This is a genomic window from Acinetobacter sp. 'aerobic (ED)' (assembly GCF_904886855.1).
Taxonomy (GTDB): Bacteria; Pseudomonadota; Gammaproteobacteria; order Pseudomonadales; family Moraxellaceae; genus Acinetobacter; species Acinetobacter courvalinii.
Window position 1 is genome coordinate 43,215 of sequence record NZ_CAJHGI010000003.1, and the last position, 17,255, is coordinate 60,469.

The 17,255-nt window shown below is 44.7% G+C and carries 16 protein-coding genes; 5 read left to right on the plus strand and 11 right to left on the minus strand.

Annotated features, from left to right (window positions below):
- The first annotated feature begins 84 nt into the window (after positions 1 to 84).
- Both JO943_RS06320 and JO943_RS06325 read left to right on the plus strand, forming a co-directional pair.
- Positions 85 to 1,203: an acyltransferase family protein gene (locus JO943_RS06320; protein WP_202740314.1), complete on the plus strand. Its 1,119-nt coding sequence runs from the start codon at positions 85 to 87 to the stop codon at positions 1,201 to 1,203.
- 141 nt (positions 1,204 to 1,344) lie between these two features.
- A complete protein-coding gene (locus JO943_RS06325; RefSeq protein ID WP_202740315.1) occupies positions 1,345 to 3,084 on the plus strand; it encodes an amidohydrolase in 1,740 nt (579 codons plus the stop codon).
- 36 nt (positions 3,085 to 3,120) lie between these two features.
- On the opposite strand, the gene JO943_RS06330 is transcribed toward JO943_RS06325, so the two are convergent.
- The 4 genes from JO943_RS06330 to dapA all read right to left on the minus strand — a co-directional run bounded on the left by JO943_RS06330 (position 3,121) and on the right by dapA (position 8,039).
- A complete protein-coding gene (locus JO943_RS06330) occupies positions 3,121 to 5,529 on the minus strand; it encodes a TonB-dependent receptor plug domain-containing protein (RefSeq protein ID WP_202740316.1) in 2,409 nt (802 codons plus the stop codon).
- 240 nt (positions 5,530 to 5,769) lie between these two features.
- Entirely contained in the window at positions 5,770 to 6,489 is a 720-nt protein-coding gene (gene purC / locus JO943_RS06335) for a phosphoribosylaminoimidazolesuccinocarboxamide synthase (protein ID WP_005228073.1), read from the minus strand.
- Positions 6,490 to 6,524: 35 nt separating this feature from the next.
- Positions 6,525 to 7,130: a lipoprotein-34 precursor (NlpB) gene (locus tag JO943_RS06340; RefSeq protein ID WP_202740520.1), complete on the minus strand. Its 606-nt coding sequence runs from the start codon at positions 7,128 to 7,130 to the stop codon at positions 6,525 to 6,527.
- Between the two features lie 15 nt (positions 7,131 to 7,145).
- Positions 7,146 to 8,039 carry a 4-hydroxy-tetrahydrodipicolinate synthase gene (gene dapA / locus JO943_RS06345; RefSeq protein ID WP_005282259.1) on the minus strand — a complete coding sequence of 298 codons (894 nt, stop codon included), beginning with the start codon at positions 8,037 to 8,039 and terminating at the stop codon, positions 7,146 to 7,148.
- Between the two features lie 292 nt (positions 8,040 to 8,331).
- Between dapA and pncA the strand changes: the two genes are divergently transcribed.
- The 3 genes from pncA (at position 8,332) to JO943_RS06360 (ending at position 10,362) form a co-directional block, all read left to right on the plus strand.
- Positions 8,332 to 8,970, plus strand: a complete 639-nt coding sequence (gene pncA / locus JO943_RS06350; RefSeq protein WP_202740317.1) for a bifunctional nicotinamidase/pyrazinamidase — start codon at positions 8,332 to 8,334, stop codon at positions 8,968 to 8,970.
- Between the two features lie 86 nt (positions 8,971 to 9,056).
- Positions 9,057 to 9,521, plus strand: coding sequence for an Lrp/AsnC family transcriptional regulator (locus JO943_RS06355; protein ID WP_005228065.1), 465 nt, complete (start codon positions 9,057 to 9,059; stop codon positions 9,519 to 9,521).
- Positions 9,522 to 9,723: 202 nt separating this feature from the next.
- Positions 9,724 to 10,362, plus strand: a complete 639-nt coding sequence (locus JO943_RS06360) for a YitT family protein (RefSeq protein ID WP_202740318.1) — start codon at positions 9,724 to 9,726, stop codon at positions 10,360 to 10,362.
- 84 nt (positions 10,363 to 10,446) lie between these two features.
- Here the strand turns inward: JO943_RS06360 and glmS are convergent, their stop codons facing one another.
- From glmS to ribBA, 7 genes are read right to left on the minus strand one after another with little or no spacing between them, the layout of a single operon-like run.
- Positions 10,447 to 12,285, minus strand: a complete 1,839-nt coding sequence (gene glmS / locus JO943_RS06365; protein ID WP_202740319.1) for a glutamine--fructose-6-phosphate transaminase (isomerizing) — start codon at positions 12,283 to 12,285, stop codon at positions 10,447 to 10,449.
- Positions 12,286 to 12,297: 12 nt separating this feature from the next.
- Complete coding sequence (gene glmU, locus JO943_RS06370; RefSeq protein WP_202740320.1) at positions 12,298 to 13,662, minus strand: bifunctional UDP-N-acetylglucosamine diphosphorylase/glucosamine-1-phosphate N-acetyltransferase GlmU; 1,365 nt, start codon at positions 13,660 to 13,662, stop codon at positions 12,298 to 12,300.
- A gap of 26 nt (positions 13,663 to 13,688) precedes the next feature.
- On the minus strand, positions 13,689 to 14,204 hold the full coding sequence (locus tag JO943_RS06375) for a phosphatidylglycerophosphatase A (RefSeq protein WP_202740321.1): 516 nt from the start codon (positions 14,202 to 14,204) through the stop codon (positions 13,689 to 13,691).
- Positions 14,182 to 15,099: a thiamine-phosphate kinase gene (gene thiL, locus JO943_RS06380; RefSeq protein ID WP_202740322.1), complete on the minus strand. Its 918-nt coding sequence runs from the start codon at positions 15,097 to 15,099 to the stop codon at positions 14,182 to 14,184. The genes JO943_RS06375 and thiL overlap by 23 nt, the downstream gene beginning before the upstream one ends.
- A gap of 13 nt (positions 15,100 to 15,112) precedes the next feature.
- A complete protein-coding gene (gene nusB / locus JO943_RS06385; protein ID WP_005060316.1) occupies positions 15,113 to 15,562 on the minus strand; it encodes a transcription antitermination factor NusB in 450 nt (149 codons plus the stop codon).
- A gap of 3 nt (positions 15,563 to 15,565) precedes the next feature.
- Complete coding sequence (gene ribE, locus JO943_RS06390; RefSeq protein WP_004659764.1) at positions 15,566 to 16,036, minus strand: 6,7-dimethyl-8-ribityllumazine synthase; 471 nt, start codon at positions 16,034 to 16,036, stop codon at positions 15,566 to 15,568.
- Between the two features lie 11 nt (positions 16,037 to 16,047).
- A complete protein-coding gene (ribBA, locus tag JO943_RS06395; protein WP_202740323.1) occupies positions 16,048 to 17,169 on the minus strand; it encodes a bifunctional 3,4-dihydroxy-2-butanone-4-phosphate synthase/GTP cyclohydrolase II in 1,122 nt (373 codons plus the stop codon).
- Positions 17,170 to 17,255 lie beyond the last annotated feature (86 nt).

The following is a 17,255-nucleotide window of genomic DNA, read 5'->3' on the forward strand; positions in this document are numbered from 1 at the left end:
CATGATATTTTTGTAAGTGGCCCCTAGACACTCTGGATAAAAGGTCGCATCATCCCCGCTTATCAAGGATGATCAAGCTTCAGCATGACCACAAACAAAATTAATGCAGCGGAAAGTATCCGGGGCTTGGCATGTCTCGCCGTTGTGTTGTCACATTTGTCTTTAACCTTCTTTCCCCAAATGCATAATTTTGGCTGGAGCAAGGTTCCCGGATATCCTGTTTTTGCACAATTACATCATTCTCCCTTGGCCTTCTTCTATTCAGGCACCGGTGCGGTTTTTGTCTTCTTTGTCTTAAGCGGCTTTGTCTTGGCCTTGTCCAGTTTTAAAAAACAGAATACCGCCATTCAGCTGAAAAAGTCACTGATCAAGCGTTATCCGCGTTTGGCCATTCCGGCATTTGTCTCTTGTATCATCGCCTATCTGGTCTGTTTTGTACCTGTGGATGTGTCGCATGTTTCAGAATGGGGGGCTGCTTTAGCCAATCCTCATCCTCAGCTGACCACGGCACTTTATGAGGGCAGTATCGGTGCATTTCTATTTGGCGATTCAAGCTACAACTGGGTGTTATGGACCATGCAAATTGAATTGCTTGGCTCACTGGTGATTTATCTGGCCAGTTTCCTATATGGCAAACAGCCGATTTTATCTGGCCTCTTTTTGCTCCTCAGTGTTGCAGCCGCTTCCATGATTTCGCAAACCGTATTGCTTGGCATACTCAGCTTTATCCTGGGAATGGGGCTATTTCTGTACGCGGCAGAGTTAAGCACCGCTATATCTATACTGTTGTTCTTGTTAGGACTGTATTTTTGCGGGGCACATAATAGTAGCTTGAGCTATCAGTTGTTTAGGTCATTTCTGGGCGAACAGACCTACGATTATCTGAATTTTCTTGGTGGTTTTCTGGTAGTGTATGCCGTGTTAAAAGGCAAATGGCTGGCCCAGTGTTTTGATCGACGTGCCTTGGTATTTCTGGGAAAAGTGTCTTTTTCAATTTATCTGATTCACTTGGCGATTCTGTATGCCTTGGGGATTCCATTCTTTAATCTTTTGCATGTGCAGCTGGCGTTCTCTTATTTCAATGCAGGATTGCTAGCGAGTCTGTTTACGATGTTGGTCAGTATCGTTTTGGCGCAGTTATATAGCCGTTATATTGATGATGCCGCGATTAAGCTATCGAACAAACTGGCGAAATTATTTTAGTCTTTAGGACGAGATCAGATTCTGTGCCATAACCCTTAAAAAATTGAATAAACATTACAAAAATAATCAGTGAATGCTTTCTATTCGGCACAGAATCAGTTTTAATCAGAAAAGGCATAATAAAAATATGGGTTTAAAAATATGAACCGTAACCATCTACGTCAATGTGCATGGGTCACTTCTTTTTCAATTGTTCTATCAGGCTGCGCAATGTCATCCATCCCCGTCAGTTCCAGCGAAAAACTGTTTTATGGTGGGCCGATTCTGACCATGTCGGGCAATAGGCCTGAATATGCAGAAGCGCTGTTAGTGAAAGATGGAAAGATCCGTTTTGTGGGTGCAAAGCAGCAGGCTGAACGCTTGGCAGATAAAACCGTTCAAGCCATTGATCTCAAAAATAAAACTTTATTGCCCAGCTTTATTGATGCGCATAGTCATGTAAACATGGTCGGTTTTCACCAGATGGTCGCCAATCTATATCCGCAACCTGATGGACAGGTCTCGGATATCAATTCACTGGTGAATGTGTTGAATCAATGGAAAGCCCAGAATCCAGCTGTGATTAAAACCATGGGTGGCTGGATTTTGGGTAATGGCTATGATGATGCGCAACTCAATGAAAAAAGACATCCTACCGCAGCCGATCTCGATCGCGTCTCAACCGAGCAGCCGGTGATGATTCTGCATCAATCCGGACATCTGGCCTCTGTAAATCATAAAGCCCTTGAATTGCTGAAGATTGATCAGAATACGCCGAATCCAGCGGGTGGGGTGATTCGCCGTGAAGCCCATTCAAATGTTCCAAATGGTGTGTTAGAAGAATCCGCTTTATTTAGCGCCATTGGCTCAATTTTTAAAGATGTACCTCCTGCGGTAATGTTCCAGATTGCAGAAAAAGGCATAGATGCCTATGTGAAAAATGGTTTTACCACCGTGCAGGAAGGGCGGGCAGATCAGGGCACCACGGAAATGTGGCACGCTCTAGCCAAGCAGAATCGACTGTCAATAGATGTGGTGTCTTATCCAGATATTACCACCAGTAAAGACTACATGCTCAAACAGGGCAGCAGCCGTCAGTATGAACAGCATTTCCGTATTGGTGGCGTGAAAATCAGTCTGGATGGTTCACCTCAGGGAAAAACCGCCTGGCTGACACAACCCTACGTCGTGCCGCCTGAAGGTAAGGATAAAAGCTATAAAGGCTATCCGGCAATCAGCAATGATCAACAGGTGAAGGACTATATCAATTTAGCCTTTAAACAGGGCTGGCAGGTGCTTGCGCATGCCAATGGTGATGCGGCCATTGACCAGTTTATTGCAGCGGTAAAGGATGCGACTGTGAAACAAGGACCAGCAGATCGGCGCAGTGTACTGATTCATTCGCAAACTATTCGTGATGATCAACTGGATCAGCTTCAGGCCTTAGATATTATTCCTTCCTTCTTCTCGCTACATACCTTTTATTGGGGAGACTGGCATCGTCAGCAAACCTTAGGCGAAACTCGAGCTGCCCATATTTCGCCAACCGCAACGGCTTTAAAAAAGCATCTGATCTTTACCCAACATCATGATGCACCTGTGGTACCCCCGAGCAGTATGATGATGCTCGATGCCACGGTAAACCGAGTCACACGGAGTAATTATGTCTTGGGTGCAGATGAGCGCATCAGCCCTTATCTGGCATTAAAGTCCATGACAGACTGGGCTGCCTATCAATATTTTGAAGAGCAGCAGAAAGGAACATTAGCCCAGGGTAAACTGGCTGACTTGGTGATTCTAAATCAGAACCCGTTGACTGTCCCGAGTCGAGAGATTAAAAACATTAAGGTGTTGGCAACCTATAAAGAAGGCAAACTGATTTATCAGAATGCACAAAATTAAAGTGAGAACCGAGCCAGATGGCTCGGTTTTTAATTACTACCAACGATAATTGATCTTGCCGTAATAGAACGCGCCATTAAAGCCAAAAGGCGAGAACTGGCTATAAGGCAAGCTGCCGCCAGTCGGTTGGTTGATATCGTAGACATCTCGATCAGGATAAACATCGGTAATATTGTCGCCACCGACAGTGAAGTTCCAGTTCTGATATCGATAAGATAACGCTAAATCCAGTAACCATTTGGCTGAGAATTTTTGGTCTTTGGTTTCGCCAGAATTACTAAAGGTTTTAAAACTGCCATAGCGGGTGAGATTGGTATTCACCGTGAAGTTGCCAAGCGTATAGTCATTGGCCAAACTGAATTTATGTTCAGGGGTACTGCCAGCCAATAAACCGTATTGCTCTCTACGATCCAGACGCGTGAGGTTAATACCTAGGGCATCTAAAATAGCGGGATTACCATCCACATGGGTCACTTTATTCTTATTGTAATTGTAGGCCAGTGAGGTATTCAGTTCGCCATAAGGTAAATCTGTCCATTTATAGGTGGCAACTAAGTCAACACCACGCGTGCGGGTATCGCTGGCATTGTTGAAATAACGAATGGTACTGAAGTTGGTGTCGGTGATGCCTTTTGAGTTCAGGTATTGGCGCACGGTCGCGCTGCTGGCATTGATATTGGAAGACAGGCTGATCCGGTTATCAATATCGATCTGATAGGCATCCAGAGTCACATACAAATGATCGATAGGTGTGAAAACCAATCCTACGCTATAGTTTTTCGACCTCTCAGGTTTAAGTTGTTCCGCACCAAGCAATTGAGCAACATTTGCAGTCGTAGGGAAGGTCCCTGCTTCGACCAGTTGACCATTGACCAGTTGTGAGGAGGTCTGTGCAAAATATTGTTGAGCCAGACTTGGCGCGCGAAAACCTGTAGAAGCGCTACTGCGTAGCGCAAGCGCAGGATGAATGGTATAACGCAAAGACAATGACGCATTATTGGTATGACCAAAATCATTGTAATATTCATGGCGATAGGCTGTAGAGGCAGACAGTTTCTCAGTTAAGTTGGCCTCCAGGTCCAGATAAGCTGCATAACTGTCGCGAGACCATTCACCTGCATCGGCAGCACGAAAGCCTGCTAGTCCAGAAGAACCGCTTTTATAATAGGAAGCTGGATCACCGGCTTGGATCTGATATTTCTGATTTAGATATTGCGTACCAAAGGCAACATTCAACGGGCTGGCGAGTGCGGCCAGATTAAACTCACGGGAAAGATCAACATTCACCACCGTCTGAGCATTTTTCAACGTGCCATTTTGGAAGCCAAAAGGCGTGGCAGCAGTGTCTTTATAAAGATCGACATTGATGGTTTTGGTATCCACATCATAACGGTTCGAACCATAATTCACCGAGGCATCATAATGCCATGCAGACCAATCGCCTTTGATCCCTGCAACCGCAGCAAAGTCATCGAGTTGGCCCTGAATAATCGGTAGATAGCCGTTTGGATAAAGGGCAGGAATATTATTGGAGGCATTGCTTAATCGATAGAATCCAGCGGTCACTGCATTACGGTGGCTATAGGTTGCAAAGGAATACAGTTCAGTATGATCGCTGAGATCATAACCCAGATTGACGGCTGCCTTGACCTCATCGGAATCAGGATCACCAAAACGGAACGTACGCTGTCCATAGGTGGTTGATTTGGGATCACGCAGGTCAGGGCCAGCACGATTGGTGGCCTGACTGTCTTGCCACTCCCCTGAAAAGATTGCATAACCATAATTATTCAGTTTGGTGCCACCTGAAACAAAGGATTGCTTTTGTTCACCATCGCCTTTGTTATAAATGCCGTATTTAATCCCTGCTTCGCCATGTTTGGGATTGGATTTCAAAATAATATTAATCACCCCAGCAATCGCATCGGAACCATAGCGAGCTGATGCACCTTCACGCAGGACTTCGACACGGCTAATCGCGGAGATCGGAATCGCATTTAAATCGGTTGGGGCAGAACCACGACCAATGGTACCGCCAAGGTTAATAAAAGCACCTGTATGGCGCCGTTTGCCATTCACCAGAACCAGCACCTGATCAGGTGCCAGCCCTTTCAGCTGGGCAGGACGGACCAGTTCAGTGCCATCTACCACGGTTGGACGTGGAAAATTAATCGAGGGAATAATGCGAGACAGTGCCGTGCCCAATTCATTGGAGCCAGTACGTTCAGTCAGTTCTTTGGCACTAATTACATCGATTGGTTGTAAAGACTCTGTTTGCGAGCGATTGTTAGCACGGGTTCCTGTGACGACAACGGTGGCGAGTGTTTTGACCTGTTCTGGATCATTCGGAGGGTTCTCGGCTGCGTGCACCGTGCTATATAGTGCAAGCAAAATCAGGCTCGCACTCAGACTTAAAGGAAAATTTCTTAAAATAGGAGAATTCATTTTTGTGTTCTGCCCCAAGTTCTGTAAACATTTGTGAACATGGTAGGAGGATCAAAAAAAATTCAAAAACAATATAAAAACATAAGGTTAGAACAAAACTCGCAAAGCAATCGCTATGAATTTTAAGTTAATGATTTATATAGTATTGATTTTTAAAATGAAGTTGCTCATTTTTGAATAGGCAATAAAAAAACCAGCCCGAATGGACTGGTTTTTTTAGAAGGAATTGCTTAGCCAGGCTTAGATATCATCTAGCTTAATGCCTAAACGTGCTGCAACTTCTTCATAGGCTTCGACCACACCACCTAAACCTTGGCGGAAACGGTCTTTATCCAGTTTTTTCTTGGTATCTTTATCCCATAAACGGCAACCGTCTGGAGAGAATTCATCACCCAATACGATACGGTCGTGGAACACGCCGAATTCAAGTTTGAAATCGACCAGAATCATATTACCCGCATCGAATAATGCTTTAAGCACATCATTGACCTGGTAAGTGAGTTCTTTCATTTTTTCCAGCTGTTCAGCAGTCGCCCAACCTAAAGCAATCGCTTGAGATTCATTCACCATTGGATCGCCAAGCGCGTCATCCTTGAAGAATAACTCAAATGTTGGTGGTGTTAATTCCTTACCTTCTTCAACGCCTAAACGACGGCAAAGTGAACCAGCAGCATAGTTACGAATAACGCATTCCACCGGGATCATCTGAAGTTTTTTAACCAATACTTCAGTTGGAGAAAGCAATTTTTCAAAATGCGTTTCAATACCTGCTTCAGCCAGTTTATCCATGATGAAGGCGTTAAAACGGTTGTTGACCTTGCCCTTACGATCGAGTTGCTCGATTTTTTCGCCATTGAATGCCGAGGCATCATCACGGAAGACTAAAATCAGGTGATCAGCGTTATCTGTTTCATATACAGATTTAGCTTTACCAGTATAGAGCAAGGTTTGTTTTAACATGAGGGAACCTTTTGAAAAAAATGCCTAGTAAACGACTAGGCTGGCCAGTTTTGGTAAATCTGGGCTAATACTTCCGTTGCAACCGCAGGGTCTGCAAAGGTTGTATCAAGTTTGAACAATGCAATGGTATTGCTTGAGCCAACAGCCGTAAGCTTGAGTAGATAGTTTTGCTCACCGACTTGAATGGTGGCTTCATAGCCATGATCTGCCTGAGAGATGACCTTGTAGTTGAGGCTGCTCACAGTTGCATAGGTATATTGCCAAGCCGTTGCAGTCGGACCATCCACTTTCAGCAATGGATTTTTATTTCCGTCCATCACCAGTTGTGGGCGACCCAGGCTGGTTGCTGTCGCTTCAGTTGTGTTGCTAGGTGCGGTTTGCACTGACTCTGGGCGAGGAAGTGCATAACGGTTGCCGGTCTTGTTTTCAAATGTCGGCGCATGTTCAATCGCAAGCGGGTCAACCGTTGGTGCCGGATACAATGGCGTAAATGGTCTTACCGTTGCATTCTCAGGGAACTTGAGTGGTTCAAGCGCTTGCGCTTTTTTATAATCTAAAGAATGATTATTGAGGGCAAAACGACCACAACCAGCCAAACTTAAAGCTGAAATGACTAGGACAACACCAAGACGTAATTGCATCATAAATTGCTCGTATTAAATAATTCCCGCAGTTTTCAAATCTGTGCGGAGAGGTTCACGATATTGTTCTGCTAGAGCGGTTAATGGCAGGCGTAAACCTGTACTGATATATCCCATCTCATGCAACGCCCATTTCACAGGAATTGGGTTTGATTCGCAAAACAAAATATTGTGTAGATTTGCAATTTGCTGATTCAGACTTTGTGCTTTGGCTTGATCGCCCGCTAATGCAGCTTCACAAACTTCGCTCATTTGTTTTGGTGCGACATTGGCCGTCACCGAAATATTACCCTTCGCACCACGCAAGATCAGTTCCCAGGCCGTTTCATCATCACCTGAGTAGACTGCGATTTTACCTTTTAAACCTTCGATGAGGGCTTGACCGCGGGGTACATCGCCGGTTGCATCTTTAATCCCAACAATGTTTTGAATATCAGCAAGACGAATAACAGTCTCGTTTTGCATATCTACGCCAGTACGACCTGGAACATTATAAAGAATTTGTGGAATATCAACTGCTTCAGCAATTGCTTTATAGTGTTGATATAAGCCTTCTTGGGTAGGTTTATTATAATATGGCGTAACGAGTAAGGCTGCATCTGCACCGAGTTCTTTTGCTGCTTTGGTCAGCTCAATCGCTTCGCGTGTGGAGTTTGCACCGGTACCCGCAATAATCGGGATGCGTTTATTGGCTACACGGATCACTTCTTTGATGACTTGTGTATGTTCTTCCATGCTTAATGTTGAGGCTTCGCCCGTTGTGCCAACAGCAACAATACTATGTGTACCTTGTTGGATGTGCCACTCAACGAGCTTCTCCAGGCTCTTCCAATCTACGCGACCATCTTCAAACATAGGGGTGACGAGTGCGACAATTGAGCCTTGAATATTCTGTGCTAGCTGAGTCATTTTAAAAAACTATCCTATTTTCCCATCCGAGATTGAATTAGTTGAAACGAAATAGTGGATGGTTGCAGTATTTTGATTCGTCGTCCAATAATGAATTCGATTGAATGACAATTATGCAAATTATGACTGATCAGCGGCATAAGAACAATATGCTTTAGTCAAACAGCCGAAAACTTTAATTCAACTTTTACCTGAATAATTTTCATGTTAAGAAAAGTTCAGTTGAAAGTAGCCAGACGATAAAGAGCAGCGTATGTTAGAAAGGAGCCAGCAATCCAGAATGAATCACAATATGCATACACATGTGAAACACAGCGCACTCATTGTTGTGGATGTACAAAACGGTTTTACCCCGGGTGGAAACTTGGCAGTCACCGATGCCGACCAGATTATTCCGCTTATTAACTGGCTGGCGCGACAGTTTGAAATGGTGGTGCTGACCCAAGACTGGCATCCGGAACAACATGTTTCCTTTGCCGATAATCATGAAAATAAAGCACCTTTTGAAACGATTGAATTGCCTTATGGAACACAAGTATTGTGGCCCAAGCATTGTGTGCAGGGCACAGCGGATGCCGAATTTCATCCGGCGTTGGATATTCCAACGGCGCAGTTGATTATCCGTAAAGGTTTTCACCCCGAGATTGACAGTTATTCTGCTTTTATGGAGGCAGATCGTAAAACACCGACCGGTCTCAACGGCTATTTAAAAGAACACCAAATCGATACAGTCTATATTGTGGGAATTGCCACTGATTTTTGTGTGGCATGGACAGCACTGGATGCCGTACAGATGGGCTTTACAACCTATGTGATTGAGGATGCCTGTAAAGCCATAGATTTGAATGGTTCATTGCAGAGTGCATGGCAGAGTATGTTGGCACAGGGCGTACAGCGTATTCAGTCGGGTGCGATTTTGGCATCAGCTTGAGCTGCCTGAGCGAAAGGCGTTAAACTGCTGGAAAATGATGGATCAGCATCCGCTAAATCATAACTTAAGGCAGAATTGAGCATTTTATGACAGTCGAACTCGATGATTTTGATCAGAAAATTATTCATCATTTACAAATGAATGGACGTTTGGCCAATCAGGAGCTGGCTGAACTGGTAGGTTTGTCAACCTCGCAATGTTCACGCCGTCGGGTGCAGCTGGAACAGAAAAAAATCATTACCGGCTATTATGCACAAATTGCGTTGAGTGCTGATCCTGCGCCGATCATGGGCATTATTGAAGTGAAATTACAGAATTATCATGATGCGACCCACGATCGTTTTGTGGAATTTCTTCTGAATGAACCGGCAGTGAAAGACATTCATAAACTGACCGGAAGTTATGACTTTGCCCTGAAAGTTGCAGTGAAAAATCTGGATGAAATGGTCAAGTTAATCGGTATTCTTTCTTCCCAAACTTTTGGTGTCAGCAATCTGAATACTTCGATTGTTTTGGAAAAGCTCAAGGAAAACGGGATCGCGATTAAATAAAAACGGATTTCCCATGAACGGGGAACAAGCACTGATTGCAAATAGGCTGTTTATATCGAATGGCTTATTTTGAATATAAATTGCATTTATGGCAAAAATATAAGAATAAATTGCGTATTTATAATAAAAATGATCAAATATGCCGCCCTTTCTTTGAAAGGCGTCTCTCCCTTCTGCTGTTCCGTGATTGAGTTGTATCTTTATGAATACCGAGCAAAATGTATCTCTGGTCAGTCCAGTCGTGCCTATTATTGACCAACATTCCAAAATTGAAGATGCGTTGGCACTGTTGACGGGAACATTTATCCTTTCTTTTGCCATGACCTTATTACAGCAAGCCGGCATTATGACGGGTGGTACAGCAGGACTGTCTTTGCTACTGCATTATATTACCGACATCAAATTTGGTATTTTATTTTTCTTGATCAATATCCCGTTCTATTATTTTGCCTATAAGAAAATGGGGATGGCATTGGTGGTAAAAACCTTTATCGCTGTTGCCTTATTGGCCGGGTTTACTGCCCTCATTCCGCAATTTTTTCATCTCTCTGATGTTCATCCGATTTATGCGGCGATTTTTGCCAATGTCTTGATGGGGGTGAGTTTCCTGATTTTATTTAGACATCGTTCCAGTTTAGGCGGTATCAATTTACTGGCTTTATATTTACAGGAACGCTTCAATATTCCAGCGGGTAAGGTACAGTTGGGAATTGATCTGGCAATTTTGCTCACGTCACTGCTGTTCGTCGACTGGAAGTTGATTCTGGTTTCAATTATGGGCGTGGTTATTCTTAATTCGATTATTTTGCTGAATCATAAAACTACACGCTATATTGCATAAAATTATTTTAAATTATTGTTTTTATATGAATTAATAAACTGTAAAAGCAGAGAAGAAGGGCGAACCCTTCTTCTCTTTCTCTCTTTATTCTACTGTTACACTCTTGGCAAGGTTACGCGGTTGATCGACATCGGTTCCACGTAATACGGCCACATGGTAAGACAACAGCTGTACCGGGACGCTGTAAACGATTGGTGCTAACCATTCATTGACAGTTGGAACATGCACAACATGCTGACGGTCTTTGCCATGGATACCGCTATTTTCATCTGCGAAAACAAACAGTTCACCACCACGGGCCTGTACTTCTTCCATGTTCGATTTGAGTTTGTCGAGCATGTCATCCTGCGGAGCTAAAATGACCACTGGCATTTCATTATCTACCAAAGCCAGTGGACCATGCTTCAATTCACCTGCAGCATAGCCTTCAGCATGAATATATGAAATTTCTTTTAGCTTCAATGCGCCTTCAAGTGCGATTGGGAAATGCGTACCACGACCCAAGAACAGGCAGTGATTTTTTTCAACGAACAGTGCAGACAAACGCAGAATTTCAGTATCACCCTGTAAGGTATCCAAAATCACTTTCGGGCAGTGCCATAATGCAGTGGTGATTTCATTGAGCTGTTCATCAGACAGGCGTTGTTTCACCTGACCGATTTTCAGGATCAATAACATCAATGCTGCAAGTTGCGTGGTAAAGGCTTTGGTTGAAGCTACCCCGATTTCAGGGCCTGCCAGTGTCAGTAAATGATGATCTGTTTCACGGACCATAGAGGAGGTCGCAACGTTACAGATGGTCATGGTGCTGATGGCAATGTTATTGGCTTTGGCACGTTTTTGGGTTTCACGCAATGCAGCCAAGGTATCTGCCGTTTCACCAGATTGAGAAATACAGATATACAAGGTATTTGCCACAATCACAGGGCTGCGATAACGGAATTCGCTTGCGATTTCAACCTGGCACGGTACGCCAATTAATTGTTCGAACCAGTATTTGGCAATCATACCGGCATGGTAGCTGGTACCACAGGCAATAATTTGAATTTGCTGGATTTTACTGAAATCTGCATCGGCATGATTGAGGAAGTCTTCGCGTAAGCTATTACCATTCAATGCCTGAGAAATAGTTTGCTGAATCGCTTCAGGTTGCTCATAAATTTCTTTGAGCATGAAGTGCTTATATTCACCCTTAGACGCATTGCTAACGGTCGCATCTAATTCCTTGACCGGACGTTGTACAGGCTCGCCGTTAACAAAAACTTCAATACTGTTACGGGTTAAGCGTGCAATATCGCCTTCTTCTAAATAAACGAAGCGATTGGTCACAGGTAATAAGGCCAACTGGTCAGAACTGATAAAGTTCTCGCCGATCCCGACCCCAATCACCAGTGGTGAACCTTCACGTACGGTGATCAACTCGTCTGGGTGGGCGGTATGTACAATACCCAGTGCATAAGCACCTTTCAGGCGAGGAGTAATCTGTTGTACCGCTTCTAGCAGACTATCGGTTTGCTTGAGTGCATCATTCACCAGATGTGCCACAACTTCGGTATCGGTTTGTGAGGTAAAGACATAACCCAAAGCTTGTAATTCGTCTTTAAGTTCTTGATAATTTTCGATAATACCGTTATGGACTACTGCAACATTGCCAGAAACGTGCGGATGCGCATTGTTTTCAGTCGGCTTGCCGTGGGTTGCCCAACGGGTGTGTGCAATCCCTACATTGCCGGTTAAATGTTGTTCTGCTACAGCTTCAGCCAGATTAGCCACTTTACCCACGCGACGTTCACGCAAGATTTGCTGTTTATTCAATAAGGCTAAACCTGCAGAGTCATAGCCACGATATTCCAGACGCTTGAGACCTTCGATCAGAATCTCGGTTACACAACGTTCAGCAACGCCACCAACAATACCACACATAATTTTATCCTCTTATTTTTTCAGTTTTTGGGGACGTTGATAATCCGCTTTTTCAAACTGCTTTGATCGTTCCACAGCCAAACTACGCTCAGCTACATCTCGGGTTAAGGTAGATCCCGCACCTGTAGTCGCACCCTGACCGATTCTGATCGGTGCAACCAGTGAGTTATTGGTTCCAATAAAGACATGATCTTCAATAATGGTACGGTGTTTGTTGGCACCGTCATAGTTACAGGTAATGGTGCCTGCACCAATATTACAGCCTGCACCAATATCAGCATCACCTAGATAAGTGAAATGATTGGCTTTAGAACCCAGACCGATATTGGAATTCTTGACTTCAACAAAGTTACCGATATGGACGTCATTGGCAAGATTGGCGCCTGGGCGTAAGCGTGCGAAAGGCCCAATCTGGGTATTCTCGCCTACAACCGCATTTTCAAAAATACTGTAGGCTTGTACTTTGGTTCCGGCAGCGATACGGGTATTTTTTAAGATACAGCCTGCACCGAGCTGGACGTTATCACCCAGTTCACAGTCACCTTCAATAATGACATTGATATCAATCTGCACATCCTGACCGCACTTGAGGTTGCCACGTAAATCAAAACGATTCGGGTCAATCAAATGCACGCCCTGTTCCATCAGCTCTTTAGCTTGCTGTTGCTGAAATTGACGTTCTAGCGTCGCCAGCTGGAGACGGTTATTGACACCATCTACCTCAAAGGCCAGTTCTGGTTCAACAGAGGCAACTTCCATACCGTCCGCAATGGCCATTGCCACAATATCGGTCAGGTAATATTCGCCTTGAGCATTTTCATTGGAAAGTTGAGGCAACCACTGATGCAGTTTTGCGTTGCTCACCGCATAAATACCGGTATTAAATTCTTTAATCTGGCGTTGTGCCTCGCTGGCATCTTTATGCTCAACAATGGCCTGGATTTTACCGTCTTGACGGACGATACGGCCATAGCCTGTGGCATCTTCTACGGTCAGTGTTACCAGGCCAATGCCGGTCTGTGTAGCGGCATCTAATAATTTTTGGAGGGTATTGGCATGAATACACGGAACATCACCGGATAAAATCAGCGAAATACCCTCTTGTGGTAGCACTGGTAAGGTCATTTGAACCGCATGGCCGGTACCTAATTGTTCTGCTTGCTCAACCCATTCAACCTGTTCAGTTGCAAAGCGTTGTTGAACCAGCTCGCCGCCATGTCCATAAATCGTAATAATCTTATCGGCATGTAACTTTTTTGCGGTCTGGATCACGTGCCCAAGCAATGGACGTCCTGCAAGTGGTTGTAATACTTTTGGTAATTGTGAACGCATTCGCGTTCCTTTTCCTGCTGCAAGAATAATAACAGTTGTTGACATAACTAACTCTAATTCAATGGCTTAAGTCAAAATATAAAATGGATAATAAAAATACACAGTGCTGCCCAAATTCCCGCAATGATGTCATCCAGCATGATTCCGAAGCCGCCAGAGACTTTCTGGTCTGCCCAACTGATCGGGAAAGGTTTCCAGACATCAAATATACGGAATAGAATGAAACCGGCAATGACCCATACCCAGTTTACTTGTTGTAAATAAAGTAAAGGCAGCAAGGTAATGGATTGTCCTGCAAACTCGTCCCATACAATACGTCCATCGTCGTGAACGTTAATCACTTTAGCGGTATGTCCACAGATGTAAATGCCAATCAAGGACATGAAAATCACGACAATAATACTGGCAGACAGACCGAGATAAACCCAGAGCGGGGTAAATAACAGGGCAAAGGCCGAACCAAATGTCCCGGGTGCTTTAGGCGCTAAACCAGAACCGAAACCGACACCGCAAAACACGATGAAACGGTCAAACCAAGTCATTTGGTTAAAGTGAATGGGAGGTTTATGCAAAGTGTTGGTATCCATGAACATGTAACGGGCAAGGTTCGCCCTGATACTCAAATAACAATCCAGTTTGTTGGGTAATTTCGCCGATTATTGTAATCGGAACATCTAATTGTTGTCGCGACAGTTCTTTAAAGTTTTGCGGTGATATTGTAAAGCATAATTCGTAATCATCACCGCCAGCAAGGGCATAATGCCAAGCCTGTTGCAGATCGAGTTGTTTTAGTGATGAATCCAACGGAAGTTGGTCGAGCTGTAATTTTGCACCGACATGGGATGCCTTGAGAATATGACCTAGGTCTTGAGCCAATCCATCGGACACATCAATCATGCTGGAGGCCAGGCCTTTCAACTGCTGGCCGAGTTGACAGCGTGGTGTTGGATAATCCAGACGTTGTTGCAGGGTATGTCCAAGATGTTGCAAGCCAAAGGCTGCGTCTCCGACCTGTCCACTGACACAAATATAGTCGCCAACCTGAGCACCTGCACGCGTCACGGCCTGACCATGCTCAATCCAGCCTAGGGCGGTCACACTGATGGTGAGTTGGGTACTTTGGGTGGTATCGCCCCCGATCAGGCTGACCCCAAATTGATCGCAGCAATCGAAAAGCCCCTGGCTAAATCCGGCCAGCCAGTCATGATCTACGGTCGGTAAGCTGAGTGCCAGTAAAATACTGTGGGGTTTTGCGCCCATGGCCGCCAGATCCGATAAATTGACGGCGACACTTTTCCAGCCAATGGCATGCGCGGCAGTATCTAGGGGGAAATGTCGGCCAGCAACCAGTGTATCTGCACAGATTACCAGTTGTTGTGCGGGAGGGGGAGTGACGATGGCTGAGTCATCACCGATGCCTAAACTTACATCTTGAGTAGATGTGCGCTTAAAGTAACGCTCGATAATAGAGAACTCAGCCATGTAAACAAGCCTGTTATTTTGCTTGCTGTTTTTCAGCTTCACGAAGTTTTGATGAAAGACGGTCTAATACACCATTGATGTATTTATGGCTGTCTGCACCACCAAAGTGTTTCGCTAATTCAATTGCTTCATCAAGTACAACACGATACGGCACTTCGAGATGATCACGGAGTTCATAAGCGCCTAAACGCAAAGTTGCAAGCTCTACACCATCGAGGGCAGATAACTCACGGTCAAGTACCGGGATGAGGAGCTCATCTAAAGCTTCATGTTGAGCAACCACTTGAGTGAGCAATTCATGATAATAGTTGAGGTCAACTTTGTGCATCGCATTTTCAACACGCGTGCGTGCTTCAATTTCGTGTACAGGGTTATGACTCATTTGCCATTCATAAATCCCTTGTACAGCAAAACGACGTGCTTTGCGTTTCGCTGCATAAGCGGCCTGAAGTGTTTGCGACATGCTTTAAATTGCCTTTAATAAGTTAACCATTTCGATTGCAGTCAATGCAGCTTCGCTACCTTTGTTACCTGCTTTCGTACCAGAACGTTCAATTGCTTGTTCAATGCTGTCTGTCGTCAAGACACCATTGATCACTGGCATTGTGCTTTCAAGTGCAACCACACCTAAACCTTTCGCACATTCGCCTGCAACAAAATCAAAATGTGGTGTGCTACCACGAATCACTGCACCTAAGGCAATGATGGCATCAAATTTATTTGAAGCCGCTAATTTTTTCGCAACGATCGGCAGTTCCCATGCACCTGGCGCATGAATGACTGTAATCGCATCTTCTGAAACGCCATGACGTTTTAACGTGTCGATTGCGCCTTCAAGTAAATGTTCAACCACGAAGCTGTTGAAACGACCGACTAAGATCGCATAACGACCTTCGCTTGCGAGATGTAATAAACCTTCAATACGGCGAATTGCCATAGCAACCTCGATTATTTTGCTGTGATTTGATCGGCAGTGATGTATTCCACTACCTCTAAATTAAATCCTGACAGGGCATTGAAACGAAGTGGAGAACTCAACAACTTCATTTTCTCAACACCCAAGTCACGTAAAATCTGTGCACCGACACCAATGGTCTGGTATTGATGAGACAGTGCGGCATTTGATTTCAGCGGTTTTGGCTGATTCAAACTATTTAATGCCGGACCTAAATCTTCTAAATGATCCTGACCGATCCAGACCAGCACGCCACGATCACTTGCAGCAATGGTTTTCATGGCTAGATCAAGATTCCATGCCGGTGAACCGTCTGCTTTATCCAGCTTTAACAAGTCACGAATCGGGCTGAAACCATGCACACGCACAGTAGTGACACCCTGTTTCGGTTCACCTTTGACCAAGGCAACATGAATGTCCGGATTACCGATTTCACGGTATTTGTACAATTCAAATGCGCCGTATTCAGTTTCGATGCTTTCTTGAGACAAACGTTCAACGGTTTGCTCATTGGTCATACGGTAATGAATCAGGTCTGCAATGGTCCCAATTTTTAAACCATGTTTTTCTGCAAACACTTCCAGATCAGGGCGACGTGCCATGGTCCCGTCATCATTGATAATTTCACAGATCACGGATGCTGGTTCAAGACCCGCCAAACGGGTTAAATCACAACCTGCTTCGGTATGACCTGCACGGTGTAACACACCACCCGGTTGGGCCATCAATGGGAAAATATGTCCTGGCTGTACGATATCACTTGGCTTGGCATGGGCAGCTACCGCGGTACGAATGGTATGCGCACGTTCAGCTGCTGAAATACCGGTGCTAATGCCTTCTGCTGCTTCAATGGAAAGCGTGAAGTTGGTCGCATGCTGTGCGCCGTTCTGATCTACCATTAATGGCAGATTGAGTTGCTTACAACGCTCGCGGCTTAAGGTCAGGCAGACCAGACCACGTGCATGGGTAATCATGAAGTTAATATCTTCAGGGCGAACATGCGTTGCGGCGATGACCAGGTCACCTTCATTCTCACGATCTTCATCATCCATCAGGATGACCATTTTGCCTGCACGAATATCTGCGACAAGCTCTTCAACACGACTCAGCGGCATTCGCTTTCACCTTTGATGTTGCCTTTTAAGGCTCTAGTATTCGATAAATCTGGCATAGTTTACCGCATTTTAAAAAATTTCGCCTG